Below are 22,102 nucleotides of genomic sequence, written 5' to 3'. Positions count from 1 at the left end.
CGGCCCGGCTTCTCGACGCCGTGTGATTGGCTGGGCGGATGGAAGCGTGCGTGTTCGACCTCGATGGCGTGCTGGTGGACTCCGAACCCGTGTGGGAGGAGGTGCGCCGGGCGTTCGTCGCCGAACACGGCGGCACCTGGCAGCCCGACACGCAGTCCAGGCTCATGGGCATGAGCACCGGGGAGTGGGCCGCGTACCTGCACTCGCTGGGGGTGTCGATGCCTCCCGACGAGATCGCGCGGGGCGTGGTGGACCAGATGGCCGCCCGCTACCGCGACGGGGTGCCGCTGATGCCCGGGGCGGTGGAGACGGTGCGGCGGCTGTCCGACGCCGTCACGCTGGGGCTGGCCAGCTCGTCCCCGCGCACGCTGATCGACGTGGTGCTGGACGCGGCCGAGCTCAAGGAGTGCTTCGCGGCCACGGTCTCGACCGAGGAGGTCGAGCGCGGCAAGCCGGCGCCCGACGGGTATCTGGAGGCCGCCCGGCGGATCGGGGCGGACCCGCGCAAGTGCGTGGCGGTGGAGGACTCGAGCAACGGGCTGCGTTCGGCGCACGCGGCGGGCATGCGCGTGATCGCCGTGCCGCACCCGCACTACCCGCCCGCTCCCGACGCGCTGGCGCTGGCCTGGCGGGTCCTGCCCGGCCTCGACGAGCTGACCGCCGATCTGCTGCTCGCCTGACCGGACCCCCGGGTCGCTCACGCGAACGCCGAGGTCGGGTGGCTATGCTTACGGAATCGTGCGAGACATCACGGTTTTCAGCGGAAGCGCCCATCCTGAGCTGGCTGAAGAGATCTGCCGGCAGCTGGGCACGCCACTCCACCCGGTGCGCATCGAGCGCTTCGCCAACGACGTCCTCGAAGTGCAGCTCCAGGCCAACTGCCGTGAACGCGACGTGTTCCTCATCCAGCCGCTCGTGCCGCCCGTGCAGGAGCATCTGGTCGAGCTGCTGCTGATGCTGGACGCGGCGCGGGGCGCGTCCGCCGCGCGGACCACCGTCGTCCTTCCGCATTACGCCTATGCCAGATCGGACAAGAAGGACGCCCCGCGCATCTCGATCGGCGCGCGGCTGGTCGCCGACCTGATGGTGGCCGCGGGCGCCAGCCGGGTGCTGGCGATGACGCTGCACTCGCCGCAGGTGCACGGCTTCTTCAGCGTCCCCGTCGACCACCTGCACGCGCTGCGCGAGCTGGCCGCGCACTTCCGCCAGTACGACCTGTCGAACACGGTCGTCGTCTCCCCCGACCTCGGCAACGCCAAGGAGGCCGCCCACTTCGCCCGCCTGCTCGGCACGGGCGTCGCCATGGGCGCCAAGCAGCGCTTCAGCGACGACCGCGTGGTGATCAGCTCCGTGATCGGCGACGTCACGGGCAAGGACGTGATCATCCTGGACGACGAGATCGCCAAGGGCAGCACGGTCATCGAACTGCTCGACCGGCTGCGGGAGCGCGGGGCCCGCTCGGTGCGGGTGGCCTGCACGCACGGGCTGTTCGCGGGCGGGGCGGTGGAGCGGCTGAGCGCGCTGCCGGAGGTCGAGGAGATCGTCTGCACCAACACGGTGCCGTCGCCCAAGCCCAGCGACAAGCTCACCGTGCTGTCGATCGCGCCCGCTCTGGCCGAGGCCATGCGCCGCATCCACGACGGGGAGTCGGTGAGCGCGCTGTTCAACGCGTCCTGAGGAAGTGACCGGAGCCGCGGGGACCCGCTGTGATCTGCGCGGCTTTCCCACTCGGCGGTTTATCGATCATAGTTGCCAGTATGCACGCGGCGACCGAACGACTGCTGAGCGACTTTCTCCGGGGCGTCGAACCGGCCGTGCCCTTGGTCGCCTTATGGGCGCACGGTTCGCTCGCCACCGATGACTACCAGCCCGGCCGCAGCGACCTGGATCTGATCGCGGTCGTCGACGCGCCGGTGACGATGGAGCAGTGGCGCCGGATCAAGGCCGTCCACCGGGGGCTCGACGGGCCGCTGGCCGCGCGGCTGCACTGCTCGTACCTGGCCAGGCAGGAGCTGGCCGAGCCCTCGGCCGAGCACGTGACCTGGGCGCACGAGCGCATCTTCCGCCGTCCCGTCAGCGCGGTCACCCGCCGCGAGCTGCACGAAGCGCCTTTGGAGCTGTACGGCCCGCCGCCCGCCGAGCTGCTGCCGCCGGTGTCGGACGAGGAGCTGACCGACTTCGTACGCGGTGACCTGCGCGACTACTGGCTCGTCAAGACGCGGGCCCGGCGGCGCTGGCTGCGTGACATCTGGGTGGACCTGGGCCTGCTCACGGTCGCCCGGGCCACGGTCACGCTGCGCGAAGGGCGGATGATCAGCAAGCGGGAGGCCCTCGACGTGCTCGCCGAGCTGGGGGCGCCCGAGAGCGTGGTGGCCGACATCCGGGCGCGCAGGTACGGCACGCCGCGGCCGGTGCTGAGCCGGTTCAGGAGGGGGCGGCTGGCCCGCGCGTTCGTCAGGTCGGCCATCAGGAAGGCCCTGACCTGAGGGTCGCCGTGAGCTCGGCCAGCGCCCGCGTGATCTGCTCCGGGGTCAGGCCGAGCACCGCGCGCTGGTAGCCGTACACCTCGGGGGCCAGCGGCGCGAGCAGGACGTCCACCAGCGCGTCGGGGTCCGGGGTGCGGGCCGCGACCAGGAGCGCGCGCACGTGCGCCCGCCAGAAGCCGTACGCGCCCGTCTCGAAGCGCGAGCGGCCCACTTCCGAGCCGAGGACCAGGTGCCGGTGGTCCTCCAGCAGGCGCACCATCGCGGCGTAGAAGGCGGCGAGCCGCTCGCCGGGCGGCGCTCCCGGGCCGAGCGGCGGGTCTCCGCGCAGCAGCCGCTCCTGGAGCGCCCGCTCGTGCTCGTCGAGGAGCGCGACGGCGATCGACGCCCGGTCGGGGTAGCGGCGGTAGAGCGTGCCCCGGCCCACCCCGGCCTTCTTGGCGATGTCGTCCATCGTCACGTCCTGCGGGAGCCGCTCCGCGAAGAGCTGCGCGGCCGCCTCCAGGATGCGCGCGCGGTTCCGCGCGGCGTCGGCTCTCTCCATGCGTCCCATTGTATGTGGACACGGCGTCCGGTTATATTGAAGTGGACAGCGTGTCCACTTCAGGGAGAGACCATGTTGCTGCATCTGGACGCGAGCGCGCGCCGGGCGTCGTCGTTCTCGCGAAGGTTGTCCGCCGTGTACGCCGACACGTGGCGGGCGGCGCACCCCGATCGCCCGTACGCGTACCGGGACCTGGCCGCGCAGCCGGTGCCGCACATCGGCGAGGCGTGGACCGAGCTCTGCGACCACCTCCTCGAACACAAGATCACCGACATTTCGCGATATCGGGAGGCGGTGCGGACGCCCGCCCAGCGGCAGGCGTGGGCCGTCGTGGAGCCGCTGCTCGACGAGGTGGTGGCGGCCGAGGTGATCCTGATCGGCACGCCCATGTACAACTACTCGATCCCCTCCTCACTCAAGGCCTGGCTCGACCAGATCACGTTCCCGAAGATGTCGCTCGAAGGCCGCTCGTTCGTGGTGACGAGCGCGCGGGGCGGCGCGTACGGGCCGGGCACGCCCCGCGAGCCCTACGACCACCAGGAGCGCTACCTGCGCGACTTCTTCAAGGGGCACTTCAGGGTCGAGGACGTGACGTTCATCCACGCGGAGCTGGTCAACGCGCGGCTCGATCCGGCCCTGGCGGACCTGCGCGACAGGCACGAGGAGTCCCTGGCGGCGGCGCTCAAGGAGGCGGCCCGGTGAACTGGCTCGTCCTGCTCCTCGCCGGCCTCGTCGAAGTGGCGTGGTCGCAGAGCATCAAGCCGACGCACAACTTCACCCGGCCGGTGCCGACGCTCGTGAGCCTCGTCCTGATGGCCGCCGCCGTCTGGCTGCTGTCCCAGGCGATGAACACGCTGCCCGTCGGCACCGCGTACGCCGTCTTCACGGGCATCGGCGCGGTCGGCGCGATCACCCTGGGCATCGCGCTCAACGACGACCCCGTCTCGGTCGGCAGGATGGCGGCGCTCGCCCTGATTGTCGGAGGGATAGTGTTGGCGCGAGTTACCACCTAAACCAGAGGAAGGGCGGCAAATGGGGGAAATCAGGCAGTCCTATCTGGTGGCCGCGACGTCCGCGGTGTCCCTGCTGCGCCATCCCGCCGTGGCGGCGGCCTGGGACAAGCCGAGCGCGCTGACCGAGTTCAGCGTCGCGGGGCTGGCCGGGCACCTGGCCCACCAGCTCGTCCGCGTCCGTGACGTCCTCGCGCCCGACGGCGTGGCCGGCGAGCCGGTCGAGCTCCTGGAGCACTACTCGAGGTCGCCGTGGGTGCAGGCGGGGCTCGACCACGAGAGCAACGTGAGCATCAGGCGCGGCGGCCAGGCCGCCGCCGCCGACGGGCCCGCGGCGCTGGCCGACCGGACGCAGGCGCTGCTCGACGCGCTGACCGCCGCCCTGGCCGCCGAACCCGGCGACCGGGTCGTGGGCCTGCCGTGGGCGGGGTGGTCGCTGCGGCTCGACGACTTCCTGCTCACGCGGCTCGTGGAGCTGGTCGTGCACTCGGACGACCTGGCGGCGAGCGTGGGGCTGGACACGCCGGAGCTGCCGTCCTCGATCATCGACCCCGTGGTCGAACTGCTGGCCCGGCTGGCCGTCCACCGGCACGGGGCCACGGCGGTCATCCGCACGCTCAGCCGCACCGAACGCGCCCCCGCCACCATCAGCGCCTTCTGACCGTCTCGTCAGGAGGTGAATGAGCGGAGGGCTGCGACGACCTCGCGGCCCGACAGGGCGCCGGCCGGGTCGAGGAGCCACTGCGACAGGAAACCCGTCAGCAGCGCCTGGTAGAGCGCCCCCGCCAGCCGCTCGCGCTCCGGATCGCCCCCCAGCTCCACCCCCTCGAACAGCTCGGCCAGCCCCAGCCGCGCCTCCCCCGTGGCCTGCACCAGCTGCTCGCGCACCTCCGGCAGGTGGTCGATCTGCCCCAGCAGCTCGAACTGCGTCAGCCACAGCGGCCGCAGGCGGGTGAACGACTCCACCACCCGGTCCCAGGCCGTCTCGAACCGCTCCAGCGGCGTGGCGTCCGGCTGGACGTCGGCCGTCAGGGTCGCCGCCAGGTCGTCCCCCCACTCCCGCATCGCCTCGAAGAGCGCCTCGTTCATCAGCGCCTCCTTCGACTTGAAGTGGTAACCGATGCCCGCCAGGCTCACCCCGGACGCGTTGGCGATGTCGCGCGCCGTCGTACGCGAGTAGCCCTTCTCGATCAGGCACCGCTTGGCCCCGGCCAGCAGATCTTCCCTGTTTCCCATGCCCGGAGCCTAGCACAACTGTCTTGAAATTTTGTCCTAGACAAGCGTCTGAGACATCTGTACCGTCTGGGGCATGACGAAGAGCATCCTCATCTCAGGGGCGAGCATCGCCGGCACCGCGACCGCGTACTGGCTCAGGCGGCACGGCTTCGACGTGACCGTGGTCGAGCGGGCCCCCGCGATCCGCGAGGGCGGCTACAAGGTGGACATCCGGGGCGCGGCCCTCCGGGTCGTCGAGCGCATGGGCCTCATGGAGGCGGTCCGCGCGGCGAGCACGGACATGCGGATCGCCACCCACTACGACGCCAGGGGCAGGAAGGTCGCGACCATGGACGCCGACCTGTTCGGCGGGCGCACGGGCGACGACGCCGAGATCATGCGCGGCGACCTCAACGAGCTCCTGTACGACCTCACCCGCCACGACGTCGACTACGTCTTCGGTGACTCGGTCACGGACATCGCGGAGGACGGCACGGTGACGTTCGAGCGCTCGGCGCCCCGCAGGTTCGACCTGGTCGTCGGGGCCGACGGCGCGCACTCCAACACCAGGAGGATCGCCTTCGGCGAGGAGTCCCAGTACGCCCGCGACCTCGGCTACTACATCTCCATCTGCACCGTCCCCAACACCCTGGGCCTGGACCGCGAGGAGGCCGTGCACGCGGCCCCGGGCCGGACCGCGAACGTCTACAGCACCCGCCAGGACACCCGCGCCAAGGCGCTGTTCATGTGGTCGTCCGAGCCGCTGGCCTACGATCACCGCGACGTCGAGGGCCAGAAGGACCTGCTGGTGAAGGCCATGGCGGGGGTGGGCTGGGAGGTGCCCGCGCTGCTGGAGTCCGTACGCGACGCCAAGGACTTCTACTTCGACTCGGTCACCCAGATCCACCTGGACAGCTGGTCCAAGGGGCGCGTCGTGCTGGTGGGCGACGCGGCGTACTGCGCCTCGCCGGCCTCCGGGCAGGGCACGAGCCTGGCGCTCGTGGGCGCGTACGTGCTGGCCGGCGAGCTGGCCGGCGGTGGCGGGGCGGAGGGCTACGAGCGCGAGATGCGCGAGTTCGTCGAGGCCAACCAGGCGCTCGGGCCGGCCAACGTCAAGGGCATGGTGATCGGCTCGCCCGTGGCCATCTGGTTCCAGACCAGGATGCTCAGGCTGCTCCCGCACCTGCCCGGCCGCGACCGGATGATCGACAGGATCGCCGGCCCCATCCACCGCGCCGCGAACGCCATCTCGCTCAAGAACTACTCGGAATGAAGCGTTCCGTTCTGCTACACTAAGAGCAGAACGTTCCGTTCCAAAGAAAAAGGGGTTCGCCATGACCATCCTCGTCACCGGAGCCACCGGGACCGTCGGCCGTCTCGTCGTCGAGGAGCTCCTCGCGGCCGGGCAGCACGTACGCGCCCTGACCCGGAACCCCGCCAAGGCCGGACTCCCCGAGAGCGTCGAGGTCGTCGCCGGTGACCTCGCCCGGCCCGAGACGCTGAAGGACGCCTTCGAGGGCGTCACCGGCGCGCACCTCATCAACTTCGCGGGCGACGACTACGCGCCCCTGCCGGACGGCGCCGCGATCGTGGAGCTGGCCGTCAAGGCGGGCGTGCGGCGGGTCACCGTGCTGGGCGGCCGCGAGGACGGCCCGCTCGAGCAGGCGCTGGCCGCGACCGAGGTGGAGTGGACGCTGCTGCACCCGGTCGAGTTCATGTCCAACACGCTGCGCTGGTGGGCGCAGACCGTGAAGACGGAAGGCGTCATCAAGGAGCCGTTCGGCGACCGGCTGAGCGCCCTCGTGCACGAGCGCGACATCGCCGCCGTGGCCGCGACGGTGCTGGTCGAGGGCGGCCACGGCGGCAGGACGTACGTGCTGACGGGTCCCGAGGCGATCACGCTCAGGCAGAAGGTCGAGATCCTGGGCACCTCGATCGGCAGCCGCGTCGAGTACGTGGAGCTGACCGTGGACGAGGCGCGGGCCAAGTGGGCCGCCGACGGCATGGGCGAGCAGACCATCGAGTTCCTTGTCCACGCCCTGGGCGACACCCCGGAGGTCGGCTACACGGTGGTCCCGACCGTGCGCGAGATCACCGGCCGGGACGCGCGCAGCTTCGCTCAGTGGGCCTCGGAGAACGCCGACGCGTTCCGGGCGTGATCGGTGACCTCGGGATAAGCCTCGACCGGGGTCCGCTTACCGAGCAGGTGCAGGTCGAGGAAGCCGACCAGGTGAGCGCGGGTGATCCGCAGCGCCCGCGCGCCGTCCAGCTCCTGCGCGGGCAGGCCGAGCGCCGGCCTGAGCACGGCGTAGTCCACGAACGCCGAGTGGTCGGTCCCCGCCACCGTGATCCAGCGCTTCCAGCCCTTCAGATTGGTCCAGGCCCTGTCCCAGGAGCCGTAGCCGGGGGCGTGCCCCGGCGCCCCGACCAGCATGAACGGCCGGTCGAGCGGCTCGTCCAGCGCGAACGTGCCGTCCAGGTTGACGCCGGCCTTGATCCGGGTGTCGGCCAGCATGGTCTGGGCGGTGGCGTACCCGCCCATGGAGTGGCCGACCATGGCGATCCTCGACCGGTCGATCGCCTTGCCCCACCGGCCCCTGACCAGCTCGCCGAGCACGAACCGCACGTCCTTGACCCGGCTCGCGGCCACCTTGACGTTGTCTTGGCCCTTCACGCAGGCCAGGCAGGTGGTGGTCCGGCCGTCGGGGAACGTGGTCGCGACCGACTCGTACGTGTGCTCCACCGCCGCCACCAGGTATCCCCTGCTCGCCAGCTCCTCGGCCAGCGAGGTCAGGGTGGCGCGCGGGAAGGAGAAGCCCGGCGACATGACGACCAGGGGCAGCCTGCCCCCTCTCACGGGGGCGTCGAGCCTGGCGTACGTCCTGGTCTTCGTGAGCGCGTCCGGGGAGACGTCCGGGAAGCCCTTCACGATGGCGGCCGACTCCTGGGGCGTCACGTACGGCGCGGGCCGCCCCGCGGCCTTCCTGGCCGGGTACCAGAGCGAGACCATCAGCTCGCGCCGGGACGCCTCGGGGTTCCAGGGGTCGGGGCGGCTCGAGTCCACCAGGTGCAGGCTGGTCGTGCCGACGGGCCGCGGCCCGGTCGGCTTCGGAAGGGCAAGGTCGGCCGCCTGCGCCGGTGCTGCTCCGGCGAGGACGGCCAGGGACGTCACGACTGTCGCGAGGGTTTTACGCATGGGCCCAGGCTGGTGCCGGGGGCCGCCGCCCGGGACGCCCCGATCGTCGATCGGCTGTTGCTACTTTCGTCGTAATGTCCCTTTCCGGGTGGCCCCTACGCTGTGAGGCATGCGGTTCGTGCTGCTCGGCGCAGGTGTGTTCGCGGCCTCGCTGCTCGTGGTGAACGGGCAGATCGGGGTGCCGTCGAGCCTGCCGTTCCCGGTGCTCGTCGCGGTCGCCGCGGTCGCGGGCCTGGCCGCCTGGCAGGCGCGGCGGTCCTGGTGGCCGCTGGCCGCGGTGGGCGCCGCCGGCTACGTGTGGCTGGTGATGTGGCCGCCGCTGCTGGTGGCCTGCTACTACGCGGGCCTGGCCCTGAGCGGGCGGCGCCTGGCCGCGTACCTCGGGGGCTGCCTGGCCGTGTGCGGGATCGCCGCGCTGGCGGGCGCGGGGCGCGGCGGCCCGTACGAGCTGATGACCGCCACCACGGGCAACGCGCTGATCCTGGCGCTGGCCGTGATCGGGCTGCCGCTGGCGCTCGGCCTCCTGGTGCGCACCCGCCGGGAAGCGGCCAGGGAGCGCGCGGAGCGCCGCGAGCACGAGCACGTCATGCGGGCCGAACGGGCCAGGGCGCAGGAGCGGGCCAGGATCGCCAGGGAGATGCACGACGTGGTCGCGCACCGGGTCTCGCTCATGGTGCTGCACGCGGGCGCGCTGGAGATGCGGGCGTCCGACGAGGAGACGGAGCGGGCCGCCGCCCTGATCGGCGGGATCGGGCGGGAGGCGCTGGCGAACCTGCGCGACGTGCTCGGCGTCCTGCGCACGCCCGAGAACTCCCAGCGCCGGCCGCCGCCCGCCCTGGGGGACCTCGACCGGCTGCTCGACCAGTCCCGCGCCCTGGGCATCGCGGTGGCCAGGCACGACGAGGGCGAGGCGCGGCCGGTCGAGCCGGCCGTGGAGCGGACGGCGTACCGGGTGGTCCAGGAGGCGCTCACCAACGTGCACAAGCACGCGGGCGACGCCGCCACGGACGTGCTCATCCGCTACGGGCCCGGGGAGCTGGAGGTGGAGGTGCGCAACCAGGCGCCGGGGTCGCCGCCCGAGGAGCTGCCCGGCGCGGGCTGGGGCCTGGTGGGGCTGCGGGAACGGGTGGAGCTGCTCGGCGGCACGCTCCGTACCAGCGCCCAGGACGGCGGCGGCTTCCTCGTGAGCGCCAGGATCCCGGCATGATCAGGGTGCTCGTCGTGGACGACGAGGAGCTCGTCCGTTCGGGGCTGCGGCTGATCCTGGAGGCGGCGGGCGACATCGCGATCGCCGGTGAGGCCCGCGACGGCGCGGAGGCCGTCTCCGCCGTGCGGCGGCTGCGGCCCGAGGTCGTGCTGATGGACGTCCGCATGCCGGGCATGGACGGCCTGACCGCCGCCGCGCGGCTCCTGTCCGAGCCGGACGCGCCCAAGCTGATCATGCTGACCACGTTCGACCTGGACGAGTACGTGCACGAGGCGCTGCGCCTGGGCGCGGTCGGGTTCCTGCTCAAGGACACCCCGCCGAGAGAGCTGGCCGCCGCCGTCCGCACGGTCGCCGGCGGCCAGGCCATGCTCTCGCCCTCGGTCACCAGGCGCCTGATCGCCTCGTACGCGAACCGGGCCCCCTCCCGCGCCGAGGTGGCGCGCAGGCAGCTCGACCGGCTCACCGGGCGGGAGGAGGACGTGATCAGGGCCGTCGCCCGCGGCCTGTCCAACGCCGAGATCGGCCGCGAGCTACGCCTGACGGAGGCGACGGTGAAGGCGCACGTCAGCCGCATGCTGGCCAAGCTGGGCCTGGCCAACCGCGTCCAGGCCGCCATCCTGGTCCACGACGCCGACCTGGGCTAGGCGCCGGCGGCGTCCGCGTAGTAGCAGGCCGCCTGGGCCCCGGGCACGGCCGGCAGGATGTCCAGCAGCTCCGACCGGCACCTGCCGTCCACCCCCGCCTCGGCCGCCTTCCCGGAGGCCAGCACCTGGCAGCGGGCGTGGAAGCGGCACCCGCCCGGGATCCGGGTCGGGTCCGGCGGCTCGCCGGTCAGCACCACCCGCTCGGGAGACTCCGGCAGCACCGACATCAGGGCCTGCGTGTACGGGTGCCGCGGCGCGGTCAGCACCTGCTCCACCGGCCCCGACTCGACGATCCGGCCCAGGTACATGACCGCCACCCGGTCGGCGATGTTCCAGGCCAGGCCCAGGTCGTGGGTGACGACCAGGGCCGACAGCCCCAGCTCGTCGCGCAGCCGCAGCATCAGGGCCAGGATCTCGCCGCGCACGGAGGCGTCCAGCGAGGCCACCGGCTCGTCGGCGATCAGCACCTTCGGGTTGAGCGCCAGCGCCCCGGCGATCACCACGCGCTGCCGCTGCCCGCCGGACAGCTCGTGCGGGTAGCGCAGGAAGAACCGGTCCGGCGGCCGCAGCCCCGCCCTGGACAGGGCCTCGGCCACGACCTCCCGCTCGTCCGGCAGGCCGTGGATGCGCGGCCCCTCGGCGACCGCCTCATAGACGGTGTGCCTGGGGTTGAGCGAGCCGGTCGGGTCCTGCAGCACGAGCTGCACCTGCCTGCGGTACGCCTTGAGCGCCCTGGAGCCGTAGTCCAGGGCGGCGCCGCCGTAGCGGACCTCGCCCGAGGTGGGGCGTTCGAGGCCGAGCAGCGTGCGCGCCAGCGTGGTCTTGCCGCAGCCCGACTCGCCGACCAGGGCCACGATCTCGCCCTCGCCGACGGCCAGGTTCACGCCGTCCACGGCCTTGGCGCGGCGGCCCCGCGAGGGGAACTCCACGCGCAGGTCGCGGGCCTCCAGCAGGCTCGGCCGGGCCGTGGAGACCGCCTCGGCGGTGGTCTGCGTCTCGGTCATGAGGCCCCCTCCTTCTCGCGTACGTGCACGCAAGCGGCGGTACGGCGCTCACCCGCGGGCCACAGGTCCACGTCCAGCGTGGCGCATTCGTCCAGCGCGACCGGGCAGCGCGGGTGGAACGAGCAGCCGCCCGGGAGCTGCATCGGGTCGGGCGGGTCGCCCCCGAGACCCTTCGGCGCCAGCCGCGAGGCCGGGTCGCCCACCGTGGGGAACGCCGCCGCCAGCGCCCGGCTGTAGGGGTGCTTGGCGTCGTGGAACACCTCGGCGGACGGGCCGTACTCGACGACGCGGCCCGCGTACATGACCGCGAGCCGGCCGCACACGTCCGCCAGCACCGACAGGTCGTGCGAGATCATGATCAGCGAGATGTCGTGCTCGGCGACCAGCTCCTTGATCAGCGACAGGACCTGGGCCTGCACCATCACGTCGAGCGCGGTGGTCGGCTCGTCGGCGATGATCAGCCGGGGCGAGCAGGCCAGCGCCATCGCGATCATCACGCGCTGCCGCTGCCCGCCGGACAGCTCGTGCGGGTAGCTGCGGGCCCGCCAGGAGGGCAGGCCGACCTGTTCGAGCAGCTCGGCCACGCGCTTGCGGGCGGCCTCCGGCTTGGCCAGGCCGTGGACGAGCAGCGGCTCGGCGATCTGGTCGCCGATCCTGCGCACCGGGTTGAGCCCGTGCTGCGCGCCCTGGAACACGATCGAGGCCTCGGCCCACCGTACGGCGCGCATGCGGCCCCACTTCATGGTGAGCACGTCCTCGCCGTCGAGCAGGATCCGGCCATCGACGCGCGCGTCGCGGGGCAGGAGCCGCATCAGCGCCATGGCCAACGTCGATTTGCCGGATCCCGACTCGCCGGCGACTCCGAGTGCCGCTCCGGAGTCGAGTTTCAGCGACACACCGCGTACGGCGGGCACCTCGCCCGAGGCGATGCGGTACGTCACCGACACGTCGTCGAGTTCAAGGAGACTCATGCCGCCCTCCTGAGCCGCGGGTTCAGCACGGCCTCCAGCGCCCGCCCGACCAGGGTGAACGCCATGACGACGGCCAGGATGGCGAGACCGGGGATGAGGATGTACCACCACGCGCCATGCGTGGCCGCGCCGTAGTCGTAGGAGGAGCGCAGCATGGTCCCCCATGACGTCTTGTTCGCGCTCGCGCCCAGGAAGGCCAGCGTGGACTCGGTGACGATCGCGCTGGCCACCTCCAGCGTGGTGCTGGCCAGCAGCAGCGGCGCCACGTTGGGGAGCACGTGCCGGGTGGTGATGTGCCAGTGCCCGCCGCCGAGCGCCTTCGACCGCTCGATGTACGGCCTGGCCTCCACGGCGAGCGTCTGCGCCCTGATCAGGCGGGCGGTGGACGGCCAGGAGGTGACCGCGATCGCCATGATGACCGTGAACGTGGTGCCGCCCAGGATGGCCGCCAGCACCAGTGCGGTCACCAGCGAGGGCAGCACCAGGAACCAGTCCGTGACCCGCATGAGCGCGCCGCCGGCCCAGCCGCGGAAGTGCCCCGCGGCGATGCCGATGACCGTGCCGATCACGATGCTGAGCAGGGCGGCCAGGAAGCCGATGAGCAGCGACGTGCGCGAGCCCCACCAGACCATCAGCAGGATCGAGCGGCCGGACTCGTCGGTCCCGAAGGGGAAGTCCAGGCTCGGCGCGGCGAATTCGGGCCCGGGGGCGTCGACGACACTGGTCACGCCCTCGTCGATGAACAGCGGCGCGATCAGCGCGAGCACCACGGCGACGAGCAGGACCACCATCCCGGCGACGCCTGCTCTGTGGGTGCGGAAGTCGGCCCAGAACCGGCTCAGGACGAGCCGCCGGCGGGCCGCGGCGACGCTGGTCATGCCGACCTCACTCTCGGGTCGAGCATGTGGTAGACCACGTCGGCCAGCGTGTTCATGACGATCACGGACACGGTGATCAGCAGGAACGTCCCTTGCATGAGGGTGAAGTCAGGCACCTTGATCGCACGGTAGAACAGCTGACCCAGGCCGGGCCAGGTGTAGATCGTCTCCACGGTGACCGCGCCGCCGACCACGAAGCCGATGCGCATGAAGACCAGCGTCACCGTGGGCAGCAGCGCGTTGGGCACCGCGTGGCGGCGCCGGACCTCGTCGTCGCGGAGCCCCTTGGCCCTGGCGACGGTCACGTAGTCCTGGCTGACCTCCTCCAGCAGCGAGGAGCGCATGATCAGCAGGTACTGGGCGTAGACCACGCCCACCAGGGTCAGGCACGGCAGGACCATGTGCGAGGCCACATCCAGCACGTACGCGAAGCCGTCCGGCGCGTCCACGCTCTCGATGCCCCTGAACGGGAACAGGCCGGGAATGGGCCCGATGCCGACGCCGAGCACCATCATCAACAGCAGTCCGAGCCAGAAGGTGGGCACCGACCAGAGCACCAGCGAGACGCCGGTGGAGAAGCGGTCGAACCTGGTGCCCGGCCGCCATCCGGACCGCGTGCCCTGCCAGATCCCGAGGCTGACGGCGATGACCAGGCCCGTGCCCGCGAGGAGCAGCGTCGGGCCGATGCGCTCGCCGATCAGGTCCAGGACCGGCCGCTTGTACTCGTAGGACGTGCCCAGGTCGAGCCTGAGCGTGTTGCCCACGAAGTCGAAGAACTGCTGGAGCACCGGCTTGTCCAGGCCGAGCCGGTGGCGTTCGAGGTTGAGCTGGTCCGGCGTCATGTTGCGGCCCTGCGCGAGGTTGCGCACCGGGTCGCCGGGCAGCAGCCGGAACACGAAGAACGTCCCGACGATCACCATGGCGATGCTGAACAACGCCCCACCGGCCTTGGACAGCGCGTACTGCAGCGTGCCGCGGCCGGTGGAGCGCTCGTCACCAGGGCCCGCCGCCTGGACGGCGGGCTCTGCTGCTTCTAGCGGAGTGGTCATTCGCGCTCGTCGGCGACGCTCTTACGCCGCCTGCTCAGGAGGAAGCCCGCCAGTCCGAGGACCACGACGCCGCCCACGATGCCGGCGATGAGGCCGGTGTTGGAGCCGCCGCCGCCGCTGCCGCCGCTCGCCGCCGCGGCCTTGACGTCCACGGTGTAGAACGGCCAGTAGCCGCTGCCGCCGTACAGGAGGCCCTTGTCCTCGGGGATCGGGGTGATGCTGGTGATCCGGTCCTTGCGGTAGCCCTCGAGGTCGTTGTTGTAGTAGATCGCGATGACCGGGGCCTCGGTGTAGAGCCGCTCCTGCATCTTCTTGATGGTCTCGGCGCGCTTGGGCCGGTCGAGCTCCTGCAGCTGCTCCTTGTAGAGCTTCTCGAAGGTCTCGTCGCAGAAGAACGACTCGGTGCCGCCGCCCTCGCCGCCGGGGGCCGGCCTGCGGCTGCACAGGTGCGTGGCCAGGACCTCCTCGGGGTCCGGGTTGACCGACCAGCCGCTGATCGCGATGTCGAAGAGGCCGGTGACGCCCGTCTCCTCGGTGAACTTGCTGGAGTCGAGCTTCTTGGTCGTCAGCGTGATGCCGATCTCCTTGAAGAAGCCCGTCAGGTATTCGGCGAGCTTGTCCTCGATCGGGGTGTCGGTGTGGATGCTGAAGCGGAACTCCAGCTTGCGCTTGCCGTCGGGCATCGTGCGGACGCCGTCGGAGCCCTTCTTGTAGCCGGCGTCGTCGAGGATCTTGTTGGCCTTGGCGGGGTCGTAGGTGACCTTCTCGTCGCCCGTGGCCTCCCAGAAGAAGTCCTTGTACATCGGCGGGATGATCGAGCCGTCGGCGGGCTTGGCCAGCCCGTTCTGGACCTCGGCGACCAGCTTCTGCTTGTCGATGGCGTAGTGCAGCGCCTGGCGGACCTTGACGTCCTTCAGCGCCGGGTGACCGTCACCGACGGGCTTGTCGTCGGTGGTGGTGGCGCCGTGGTTGATCTGCAGGTACGCCGCGCGGCGGCCCTGGGTGTTCCACGCCTCGATGTTCGGGTCGTTCTGGATGGCCTGGAACTCCGGCGGGTTCATCCGGCCGAGCAGGTCGATGTCGCCGTTCTTGAGACCGGCGACGGCGGCCTGCGGGTTGTCGTAGAAGATGACCTGCAGCTCGTCGATCTTGGGCTTGCCCCGCCAGTAGTTGGGGTTGGCCTGCAGCTTGACGTACTGGTCCTTCTTGTGCTCGATCGCGATGTACGGGCCGCTGGTGACGGCCGGGTACTTCTCGGCGTCGTAGTTGGCCATGTCGGTGACCGACTCCCAGACATGCTTGGGCATGATCGGGATCGGGTTGTCCAGCATGGACGCCTGCGGCGACTTGAGCTTGATCGTCAGGTCCTGGCCGCTGGCGGTGACGCTCTCGAAGTTCTCGACCGCCGGGCCGTTGGCCGTCTTGGCGGCCTCGTCCGTCATGATCTTGTTGAACGTCCAGGCCGCGTCGTCGGCCGTGACCGGCTTGCCGTCCGACCACTTGGTCGCACGGATCTTGAACGTCCACGTGAGCCCGTCGGGCGACGTGGTCCACGACTCGGCCAGGTCGGCGCTGGGCTGCAGCGTCTTGGAGTCGGGCACCGTGAGGAAGCCGTACATCCAGCGGTGGATCGACGTCGAGACCAGGCGGACGGCCAGGAACGGGTTCATCGAGTCCATCGACTGGGTGGCCCCGACGCGCAGTACCTTCTTCCCCGCCGCGGGCTCCTGGGCATGGGCGGCTGTCGCGCCCTGACCCGCAACTAACAGCGCGACACCCAGCGCTGCCAGGCGCGCGATCCATTTCCTCATATGTGCCTCACCTTCAGGCGGGGGTTTTCCTGTGTAGAGAAAGGCACACCATAGAGAGTCCGCGTGTCAACGCGCTGCGGAAAATTGTTTCATTCTCGTTTCCTTTTGCGGTGTAAATTTTCAGTCCCCTTGGGGCTGCCGTGATGCGGCACCCCCAAGGGGACGATGAGGCATCCTACGGGGCGATCAGTGGCAGCCGCCGGAGCCGCAGCACGAGCCGCCCTCCGCCTGCGGCAGCAGCTCGATCGTCCCGGCGAGCTCGTAGCCGGCCTCCACCACCGCCGCGTCGATCAGCCCGCGGTCGATCGGCGCCTCGCTCGTGACGGTCACGGCCTTGGCCGACAGGTCCACCTGGACCCCGCTGACGCCCGCGACCTTGCCGACCTCCTCGGCCACGGCGCTCACGCAGTGACCGCAGGTCATGCCCTCAACCTGGTACGTCGTGACGGTCATGCCCCACTCCTCCACTCCCTTGATCCTTGGCCGCCACTATACCCCCTAGGGGTAAAGGTGCATACTACGGCCGCGCCCGGAAAGGGGGAAAGGAAGCACTCGACCCAAGGGAGGTCACATGTTGGACGGCAAGATCATCGCGTTCCTCGTCGCGCCCGAGGGAGTGGAGCAGGTGGAGCTCACGGAGCCGTGGAAGGCGGTCAAGCAGGCGGGCGGCACGCCCAAGCTCGTCTCCACCAAGCAGGGCCAGGTCCAGGCGTTCCACCACCTGGACAAGGGCGACCGGTTCGCCGTGGACGCCACGGTGGAGGACGCCGACCCGGCCTCGTTCGACGGCCTCGTGCTCCCCGGAGGCGTCGCGAACCCCGACTTCCTGCGGATGGACCCGCAGGCCGTCCGGTTCGCCCGCGCCTTCTTCGACCTGGGCAAGCCCGTGGCCGCCATCTGCCACGCGCCCTGGACGCTGATCGAGGCGGACGTCGTGCGCGGCCGTACGATCACGTCCTGGCCGAGCCTGCGGACCGACCTGCGCAACGCGGGGGCGACGTGGGTGGATCAGGAGGTCGTGATCTGCACGTCAGGGCCCAACACCCTGGTCAGCAGCCGCAAGCCCGACGACCTCAAGGCCTTCTGCCAGGCCGCTACCGACGCGTTCACGGAGTAGCCGCGCCCTGGAGCAGGCTCTCGGCCAGGCCCCTGACCGCGGACTTGAGCCGCGCCGCCCCGCCGTCCGCCATGACGTGCCGGGCCAGGTCGGCGTCGAAGCAGCCCAGCAGCGCGTGGGCGGCGAACTCCGCGTCCAGGCCGCCTTCCGGTCGGGCCTCGGCGATCAGGTTCGTCACGTGCGCGTGCCAGCGCAGGTAGGTCGGGTCGCGGTACTTGTCCTCCGCGCAGGCCCGCTCGTGCGCGGCGAAGAGCGCCAGGTTGCGCTCGGCCAGCTCGCACAGCTCGTCCAGGAAGGCCGGCAGCCGGTCCTCGGGCGGCGTGCCGGGCCCGAGCGCGGAGCCGGGCGTCTCGATGGCCAGCGCCAGCGCGGCGGCCCGCTCGGCGAGCAGCTCCTGGAACAGCCCGGTACGGCTGCCGAAGCGCCGGAACAGCGTGCCCTTGCCGACCCCCGCCGCCGCGGCCACCCGGTCGAGGGAGATGTGCTCGGCGCCGTGGGCGGCGAGCAGCTCCTCCGTGGCCCGCAGGATCGCCTCCCGATTACGGGTCGCGTCTGACCGCACCGGCCTTACCTCCTCTTGCAAGCGGACCGTCGGTCCTCATACTATCCCTCCCATCGAAGCGGACCGGCAGTCCGCATCTTGACGCCAGGGAGGATGAGCATGCGCGCTTTGGTCGTGGGCCCAGGGGCCGAGGGCCGCTTCGCGGAGGTGCCCGAACCCGTGCCGGGGCCCGGGCAGGCGCTCGTCGAGGTCCGTCAGGCGTCCGTCAACTTCAGCGACCTGCGGCACATGGGCCGCCTGCCGGAGGGCACCGTGCTCGGCTACGACGCCGCCGGGGTCGTCCTGCGCGCCGCCGAGGACGGCACGGGACCGCGCGAAGGGGCGCGGGTGGCGGCGTTCGGGGCGGGCGCGTGGGCCGAGCGGGCGGCGTTCGACACCGGCTCGATCGCGGTGGTGCCCGACGGGGTGGACCTGGTACGGGCCGCCGCGCTCCCGATGGCCGGCCTCACGGCGCTGCGTTCGCTGCGGGCCGCCGGACCCGCGCCGGGCTCGCGCGTCCTGGTGACCGGGGCGTCGGGGGCCGTGGGACGGCTGGCCGTGCAGCTGGCCCAGCGCGCGGGCGCCCACGTCATCGCCTCGGTCAGCAGGCCGGAACGCGCGGCGCGGCTGGCGGCCGGCCTCGGCGCGGCCGCCGACGTCGTGGCGGGCCGGGACGGCGTGGAACCGGTCGACGTCGCGGTGGGCCGGGACGGCGTGGAGCGGGTCGACGTCATGGTGGGCCTGGACGGGGTGGAGCCGGTCGACGTCGTGATCGAGACGGTCGGCGGGCCGGCGCTCGTCGCCGCCTGGGCCCTGCTGAGGCCCGGCGGCAACCTCCAGAGCGTCGGCTGGGCCTGCGGGCAGCCCGCCGTCTTCCCCCCGAACTCGACCTTCTCCCTGGGCCCGGCCAGGTCCCTCAACTCCTTCGGCGACGTGACGGCCCCCGCCGACGATCTCGCGCACCTGCTCGCCCTGGTGGCGGCGGGCGAGGTCTCCGTCGAGATCGGCCTGAACGGCTCGTGGGAGGACCTGGACGCCGCGAAGACCGCCCAGCTCGGCGGTTCCCTCACCGGGAAGATCGTCCTGGCGGTTGGCCGGACACCCTGACGCGCCCGAAACCCACCTGTAACGCCTTGTCCTCGCCAAAGAAATGGTCTAGATGTAGTCCAAATGGAGCGTCCTCCGCGCCCCCCAGGGAGACCTCAATGACCACTGAAGAGGATTCCAGGCGACTCGCCGAGCTCGGCTACAAGCAGGAGCTGGCCCGCACCTGGAGCGGTTTCTCCAACTTCGCCATCTCCTTCTCGATCATCTCCATCCTCGCCGGCTGCTTCACCACCTTCGGACAGGCCTGGAACTACGGCGGCCCGATCGCCATCTCCTGGGGCTGGCCGCTGATCTCCGCGTTCATCCTGATCATCGGTTTCTGCATGTCGGAGCTGGTGTCGGCGTACCCGACGGCAGGCGGCATCTACTGGTGGGCCGCCACGCTGGGCAAGCCGATCCACGGCTGGTTCACCGGCTGGCTCAACCTGATCGGCCTCATCGCCGTCACCGCGTCGGTCGACTACGGCTGCGCCACGTTCCTCAACACCACGCTCAAGCTGCTCACCGACGGCGCGTGGGAAGCCACGCTGCCCCAGGCGTTCCTGCTGTTCGTGATCATCCTCGTGGCCCACGCGCTGATCAACATCTACAGCCACAAGCTCATCTCGCTGCTGCAGAACGTCTCGGTCTGGTGGCACGTCGCGGGCGCCGCGATCGTGGTCGGGATCCTGATCTTCGCGCCCGACCACCACCAGTCGCTCGGCTTCGTCTTCGGCGGCACGAACAACAACTCCGGCTTCGGCGCGGGCTCCGACGGGCTGTCGTTCTGGTTCTACGTGCTGCCGCTCGGCTTCCTGCTGACCCAGTACACGATCACCGGCTTCGACGCCTGCGCGCACGTGTCGGAGGAGACCCAGGGCGCGGCCAGGACCGCCGCCCGGGGGCTGTGGCAGTCGATCTTCTACTCGGCGATCGGCGGCTGGATCCTGCTGCTGTCGTTCCTGTTCGCGGCCACGAACGTGGACGAGATCAACAAGCAGGGCGGCTTCGTGGGGGCCATCTTCGAGACCGCGCTCTCCGCCCCGCTGGCCACCGCGGTGTTCGCGATCTCCACGATCGGCCAGTTCTTCTGCGGGATGAGCTGCGTGACGTCGATGTCGCGCATGACGTACGCGTTCTCCCGCGACCGCGGCGTGCCCGGCTGGCGGCTGTGGTCGAAGGTGGACCGCAACCGCACCCCGGTCAACGCGATCATCGGCGGCTGCGTCGTGGCCGCCCTGATCACCTTGCCCGCCCTCTACGCGCCTCCCGGGCTGACCACGCCGGTCGCGTTCCTCGCCGTCGTGTCGATCGCGGTCGTCGGCCTCTATCTGGCCTTCCTCATCCCGATCTGGCTCCGGCTGCGCGCGGGCGACGCCTTCAGGCCGGGCCCGTGGACGCTCGGCCGCAAGTACAAGGTCCTGTGCTGGATCGCCTGCGTCGAGATCGTCGTCGTCTCGATCTACTTCATCATGCCGATCTCGCCCGCCGGCGTGCCCGGCAACGAGGCCTTCACCTGGACCTCGGTCAACTACGCCCCGATCGCGGTCGGGGTGGTGCTGGTCGGCATCGCCCTGTGGTGGGCGCTGTCGGCCAAGCACTGGTTCACCGGCCCCCGCCGCACGATCGACGAGGTCCCGATCTCCTGACCCGGCAGGCGGGTACGGCCTCCGCGGCCGTACCCGCCTGCTAGCAAACTGCTAGCATTTCCTTCATGGCAACGCTCTACATCCGCGATGTCCCCGAGCCTGTGGCCGAGTCGTTGAAGGAGCGGGCGGCCGAGGCAGGCATGTCTCTCTCGGCTTACGTCGCACGGGAGCTGGCGGACATCGCCGCCAGGCCGACCAATGCCGAAATAGTCAAGCGGCTCAAGTCTCGGGATCGATCCCAAGGGCCGTCCACCGCCGACATCCTCGACGCCGTCCACGAGGGCAGGCGGTGATCGTCATCGACTCGTCCGCGATGGTCGAGGCATTGGCGGGACGCGCGGCGGATGCCGAGCTCATCGACGCCCTCCAGGCGAGCATCCACGCCCCTCACCTGCTCGATGTCGAGGTGCTCTCGACCCTGCGGGGCCTCGCGCTCGGCGGCAGGCTCAGCACGGCCGCGGCGGAGCAGGCACGAGCCGATTACCTCGCGCTGCGGATCGCCCGCTACGAGATCAAGGGCATCGCGGAGCGCGTCTGGGAGCTGCGGCACAATTACACGTCGTACGACGCCTCCTACCTTGCGCTCGCCGAAGCACTCGAGACGCCGCTCTATACGTGCGACGCCAAACTCGACGGTGGCGGGCATGATGCCGACGTGCAGGTCTTTCCACGCAGCTGAAAGATCGCTCAGGACGCTTCGAAGGCGGCGGCCACGGCCGTGCGGACCTCGTCCATCGAGGCCGTGCCCAGCTCCCGCTTGAGCGAGGTCATGTCCACGTCGGGCATCCCGCAGGCGACCGCCCAGTTCCACGGCTCCAGGTCACCGTCCACGTTGAGCGCGAACCCGTGGCTCGTGACGCCCCGGCTCTGCCGCATCCCGATCGAGATGATCTTGCGGCCGGTCTCGGCGGTCCAGACGCCGGTCAGCAGCTCCGAGCCCGGCGGCGTGTCACGGCGCTCGGCGGGCAGCCCCAGCTTGCCCAGCGCCTCCACCAGCCGCAGCTCCACCTCGCGCACGTAGTCGACGATGCCCTGATCCTCGGCGAGCTTGACGATCAGGTAGCCGACAAGCTGGCCCGGCCCGTGGTAGGTGAGCTGGCCGCCCCGCCCGGTCTCCATGACGGGGATGCCGCGCTCGGGGGCGGGCAGGTGGGACATCGGCGTGCGGCGCCCGATCGTGTAGACCGACGGGTGGCTGAGCAGCCACAGCGTGTCCGGCCGTTCGTCCCGCTGGCGCTGCCCGACGAGGTCGGTCATGCGCTCCATCGCGGCGTCGTAGTCGACGAGTTCGTCCTGGACGAGTGTCAGCGGCCTTGCCCTCATCCTTCGAGGATAAGCCGCGTCCCGGGCATCGGCGCATGCGCCCCGAGCCGCCGTCGCGGGCCCGCCGCGTGCAGGATCCGCGCACCCTCGCGGACCTGAGCGGCGGGCGGCCGGCCGGCGCCCGGCGCGGGCGTCACGCCGCCGAGCGGTAGCCCCGCGGCTCCTCCGGGACGAGGATCCACATGGCGACGTAGACGACCCACAGCGGCCCGGGGATGAGCGACAGCAGCAGCCACAGGATGCGGACGAGAGTGGGCGGCAGGCCCATCTTGTCGGCGAGACCGCCGCAGACGCCGGCCAGAATCCTGTGCTCTCGTGAGCGGTACATGATGTTTCCTCCGTGTGTGACGACCTACCTGTCCAACGGACGGCCA

The 22,102-nt window shown here is 71.1% G+C and carries 27 protein-coding genes; 15 read left to right on the top strand and 12 right to left on the bottom strand.

From position 1 onward, the window contains the following. Nucleotides 1–50 precede the first annotated feature (50 nt). The 3 genes from H4W80_RS39215 (at nucleotide 51) to H4W80_RS39205 (ending at nucleotide 2,486) form a co-directional block, all read left to right on the top strand. A complete protein-coding gene (locus H4W80_RS39215) occupies nucleotides 51–680 on the top strand; it encodes an HAD family hydrolase (protein WP_318787265.1) in 630 nt (209 codons plus the stop codon). Nucleotides 681–738: 58 nt separating this feature from the next. Then, on the top strand, nucleotides 739–1,677 hold the full coding sequence (locus tag H4W80_RS39210; RefSeq protein ID WP_192789677.1) for a ribose-phosphate diphosphokinase: 939 nt from the start codon (nucleotides 739–741) through the stop codon (nucleotides 1,675–1,677). An 80-nt stretch (nucleotides 1,678–1,757) separates the two neighbouring features. Further along, nucleotides 1,758–2,486 carry a nucleotidyltransferase domain-containing protein gene (locus H4W80_RS39205; protein WP_192789676.1) on the top strand — a complete coding sequence of 243 codons (729 nt, stop codon included), beginning with the start codon at nucleotides 1,758–1,760 and terminating at the stop codon, nucleotides 2,484–2,486. Here H4W80_RS39205 and H4W80_RS39200 read toward each other — a convergent pair. Then, a complete protein-coding gene (locus H4W80_RS39200; RefSeq protein WP_192789675.1) occupies nucleotides 2,467–3,027 on the bottom strand; it encodes a TetR/AcrR family transcriptional regulator in 561 nt (186 codons plus the stop codon). The two genes, H4W80_RS39205 and H4W80_RS39200, sit on opposite strands and share 20 nt — an antisense overlap. 72 nt (nucleotides 3,028–3,099) lie before the next feature. Between H4W80_RS39200 and H4W80_RS39195 the strand changes: the two genes are divergently transcribed. The 3 genes from H4W80_RS39195 to H4W80_RS39185 are packed head-to-tail and all read left to right on the top strand — an operon-like array spanning nucleotide 3,100 to nucleotide 4,698. Then, a complete protein-coding gene (locus H4W80_RS39195) occupies nucleotides 3,100–3,729 on the top strand; it encodes an FMN-dependent NADH-azoreductase (protein WP_192789674.1) in 630 nt (209 codons plus the stop codon). After that, complete coding sequence (locus H4W80_RS39190; RefSeq protein WP_192789673.1) at nucleotides 3,726–4,040, top strand: DMT family transporter; 315 nt, start codon at nucleotides 3,726–3,728, stop codon at nucleotides 4,038–4,040. Before H4W80_RS39195 ends, H4W80_RS39190 begins: the two co-directional genes overlap by 4 nt. Nucleotides 4,041–4,059: 19 nt before the next feature. Further along, entirely contained in the window at nucleotides 4,060–4,698 is a 639-nt protein-coding gene (locus H4W80_RS39185; RefSeq protein WP_192789672.1) for a maleylpyruvate isomerase N-terminal domain-containing protein, read from the top strand. A gap of 8 nt (nucleotides 4,699–4,706) precedes the next feature. Here H4W80_RS39185 and H4W80_RS39180 read toward each other — a convergent pair whose 3' ends face one another. Continuing rightward, nucleotides 4,707–5,273: a TetR/AcrR family transcriptional regulator gene (locus tag H4W80_RS39180; protein WP_192789671.1), complete on the bottom strand. Its 567-nt coding sequence runs from the start codon at nucleotides 5,271–5,273 to the stop codon at nucleotides 4,707–4,709. Between the two features lie 73 nt (nucleotides 5,274–5,346). Between H4W80_RS39180 and H4W80_RS39175 the strand changes: the two genes are divergently transcribed. Both H4W80_RS39175 and H4W80_RS39170 read left to right on the top strand, forming a co-directional pair. Further along, complete coding sequence (locus tag H4W80_RS39175) at nucleotides 5,347–6,525, top strand: FAD-dependent monooxygenase (RefSeq protein ID WP_192789670.1); 1,179 nt, start codon at nucleotides 5,347–5,349, stop codon at nucleotides 6,523–6,525. Nucleotides 6,526–6,586: 61 nt separating this feature from the next. Continuing rightward, nucleotides 6,587–7,411 carry an NmrA family NAD(P)-binding protein gene (locus H4W80_RS39170; RefSeq protein ID WP_192789669.1) on the top strand — a complete coding sequence of 275 codons (825 nt, stop codon included), beginning with the start codon at nucleotides 6,587–6,589 and terminating at the stop codon, nucleotides 7,409–7,411. Here the strand turns inward: H4W80_RS39170 and H4W80_RS39165 are convergent. Continuing rightward, entirely contained in the window at nucleotides 7,372–8,448 is a 1,077-nt protein-coding gene (locus H4W80_RS39165) for an alpha/beta hydrolase family protein (protein WP_192789668.1), read from the bottom strand. The two genes, H4W80_RS39170 and H4W80_RS39165, sit on opposite strands and share 40 nt — an antisense overlap. Nucleotides 8,449–8,557: 109 nt before the next feature. Here H4W80_RS39165 and H4W80_RS39160 point away from each other — a divergent pair, with 109 nt between their 5' ends. Next, nucleotides 8,558–9,655: a sensor histidine kinase gene (locus tag H4W80_RS39160; RefSeq protein ID WP_192789667.1), complete on the top strand. Its 1,098-nt coding sequence runs from the start codon at nucleotides 8,558–8,560 to the stop codon at nucleotides 9,653–9,655. After that, complete coding sequence (locus H4W80_RS39155; protein WP_192789666.1) at nucleotides 9,652–10,299, top strand: response regulator; 648 nt, start codon at nucleotides 9,652–9,654, stop codon at nucleotides 10,297–10,299. The genes H4W80_RS39160 and H4W80_RS39155 overlap by 4 nt, the downstream gene beginning before the upstream one ends. Here the strand turns inward: H4W80_RS39155 and H4W80_RS39150 are convergent. The 6 genes from H4W80_RS39150 to H4W80_RS39125 form a co-directional block, all read right to left on the bottom strand. Continuing rightward, entirely contained in the window at nucleotides 10,296–11,303 is a 1,008-nt protein-coding gene (locus tag H4W80_RS39150; protein ID WP_192789665.1) for an ABC transporter ATP-binding protein, read from the bottom strand. The genes H4W80_RS39155 and H4W80_RS39150 overlap by 4 nt on opposite strands. After that, entirely contained in the window at nucleotides 11,300–12,274 is a 975-nt protein-coding gene (locus H4W80_RS39145) for an ABC transporter ATP-binding protein (protein WP_192789664.1), read from the bottom strand. Before H4W80_RS39145 ends, H4W80_RS39150 begins: the two co-directional genes overlap by 4 nt. Further along, nucleotides 12,271–13,152, bottom strand: coding sequence for an ABC transporter permease (locus tag H4W80_RS39140; RefSeq protein ID WP_185070207.1), 882 nt, complete (start codon nucleotides 13,150–13,152; stop codon nucleotides 12,271–12,273). Before H4W80_RS39140 ends, H4W80_RS39145 begins: the two co-directional genes overlap by 4 nt. Further along, the gene (locus H4W80_RS39135; protein WP_192789663.1) at nucleotides 13,149–14,201 is read right to left on the bottom strand and encodes an ABC transporter permease; all 1,053 of its coding nucleotides are present in this window, start codon (nucleotides 14,199–14,201) and stop codon (nucleotides 13,149–13,151) included. Before H4W80_RS39135 ends, H4W80_RS39140 begins: the two co-directional genes overlap by 4 nt. Continuing rightward, on the bottom strand, nucleotides 14,198–16,012 hold the full coding sequence (locus H4W80_RS39130) for an ABC transporter substrate-binding protein (protein ID WP_192789662.1): 1,815 nt from the start codon (nucleotides 16,010–16,012) through the stop codon (nucleotides 14,198–14,200). Before H4W80_RS39130 ends, H4W80_RS39135 begins: the two co-directional genes overlap by 4 nt. A gap of 186 nt (nucleotides 16,013–16,198) precedes the next feature. Next, complete coding sequence (locus H4W80_RS39125) at nucleotides 16,199–16,465, bottom strand: heavy-metal-associated domain-containing protein (protein WP_192789661.1); 267 nt, start codon at nucleotides 16,463–16,465, stop codon at nucleotides 16,199–16,201. Nucleotides 16,466–16,583: 118 nt separating this feature from the next. Between H4W80_RS39125 and H4W80_RS39120 the strand changes: the two genes are divergently transcribed. Next, nucleotides 16,584–17,129 carry a type 1 glutamine amidotransferase domain-containing protein gene (locus H4W80_RS39120; RefSeq protein ID WP_192789660.1) on the top strand — a complete coding sequence of 182 codons (546 nt, stop codon included), beginning with the start codon at nucleotides 16,584–16,586 and terminating at the stop codon, nucleotides 17,127–17,129. On the opposite strand, the gene H4W80_RS39115 is transcribed toward H4W80_RS39120, so the two are convergent. Beyond that, nucleotides 17,119–17,691, bottom strand: coding sequence for a TetR/AcrR family transcriptional regulator (locus H4W80_RS39115; protein ID WP_318787264.1), 573 nt, complete (start codon nucleotides 17,689–17,691; stop codon nucleotides 17,119–17,121). The two genes, H4W80_RS39120 and H4W80_RS39115, sit on opposite strands and share 11 nt — an antisense overlap. A gap of 99 nt (nucleotides 17,692–17,790) precedes the next feature. Here H4W80_RS39115 and H4W80_RS39110 point away from each other — a divergent pair, with 99 nt between their 5' ends. From H4W80_RS39110 to H4W80_RS39095, 4 genes are all read left to right on the top strand, one after another. Further along, nucleotides 17,791–18,777: a zinc-binding dehydrogenase gene (locus tag H4W80_RS39110; RefSeq protein ID WP_192789658.1), complete on the top strand. Its 987-nt coding sequence runs from the start codon at nucleotides 17,791–17,793 to the stop codon at nucleotides 18,775–18,777. Nucleotides 18,778–18,875: 98 nt separating this feature from the next. Next, entirely contained in the window at nucleotides 18,876–20,405 is a 1,530-nt protein-coding gene (locus tag H4W80_RS39105) for an amino acid permease (protein ID WP_192789657.1), read from the top strand. A 65-nt stretch (nucleotides 20,406–20,470) separates the two neighbouring features. After that, nucleotides 20,471–20,698: a FitA-like ribbon-helix-helix domain-containing protein gene (locus H4W80_RS39100; protein ID WP_185070191.1), complete on the top strand. Its 228-nt coding sequence runs from the start codon at nucleotides 20,471–20,473 to the stop codon at nucleotides 20,696–20,698. Beyond that, nucleotides 20,695–21,084 carry a type II toxin-antitoxin system VapC family toxin gene (locus H4W80_RS39095; RefSeq protein ID WP_192789656.1) on the top strand — a complete coding sequence of 130 codons (390 nt, stop codon included), beginning with the start codon at nucleotides 20,695–20,697 and terminating at the stop codon, nucleotides 21,082–21,084. Before H4W80_RS39100 ends, H4W80_RS39095 begins: the two co-directional genes overlap by 4 nt. Nucleotides 21,085–21,092: 8 nt before the next feature. Here H4W80_RS39095 and lipB read toward each other — a convergent pair whose 3' ends face one another. Then, nucleotides 21,093–21,728 carry a lipoyl(octanoyl) transferase LipB gene (lipB, locus tag H4W80_RS39090; protein WP_192789655.1) on the bottom strand — a complete coding sequence of 212 codons (636 nt, stop codon included), beginning with the start codon at nucleotides 21,726–21,728 and terminating at the stop codon, nucleotides 21,093–21,095. Between the two features lie 133 nt (nucleotides 21,729–21,861). Beyond that, a complete protein-coding gene (locus H4W80_RS39085; RefSeq protein WP_192789654.1) occupies nucleotides 21,862–22,056 on the bottom strand; it encodes a PspC domain-containing protein in 195 nt (64 codons plus the stop codon). Nucleotides 22,057–22,102 lie beyond the last annotated feature (46 nt).

It is taken from the genome of Nonomuraea angiospora (assembly GCF_014873145.1).
GTDB classification, from domain to species: Bacteria; Actinomycetota; Actinomycetes; order Streptosporangiales; family Streptosporangiaceae; genus Nonomuraea; species Nonomuraea angiospora.
Note: the sequence above shows the minus strand (reverse complement) of the source record. Positions and strands in the feature narration are given on the sequence as shown.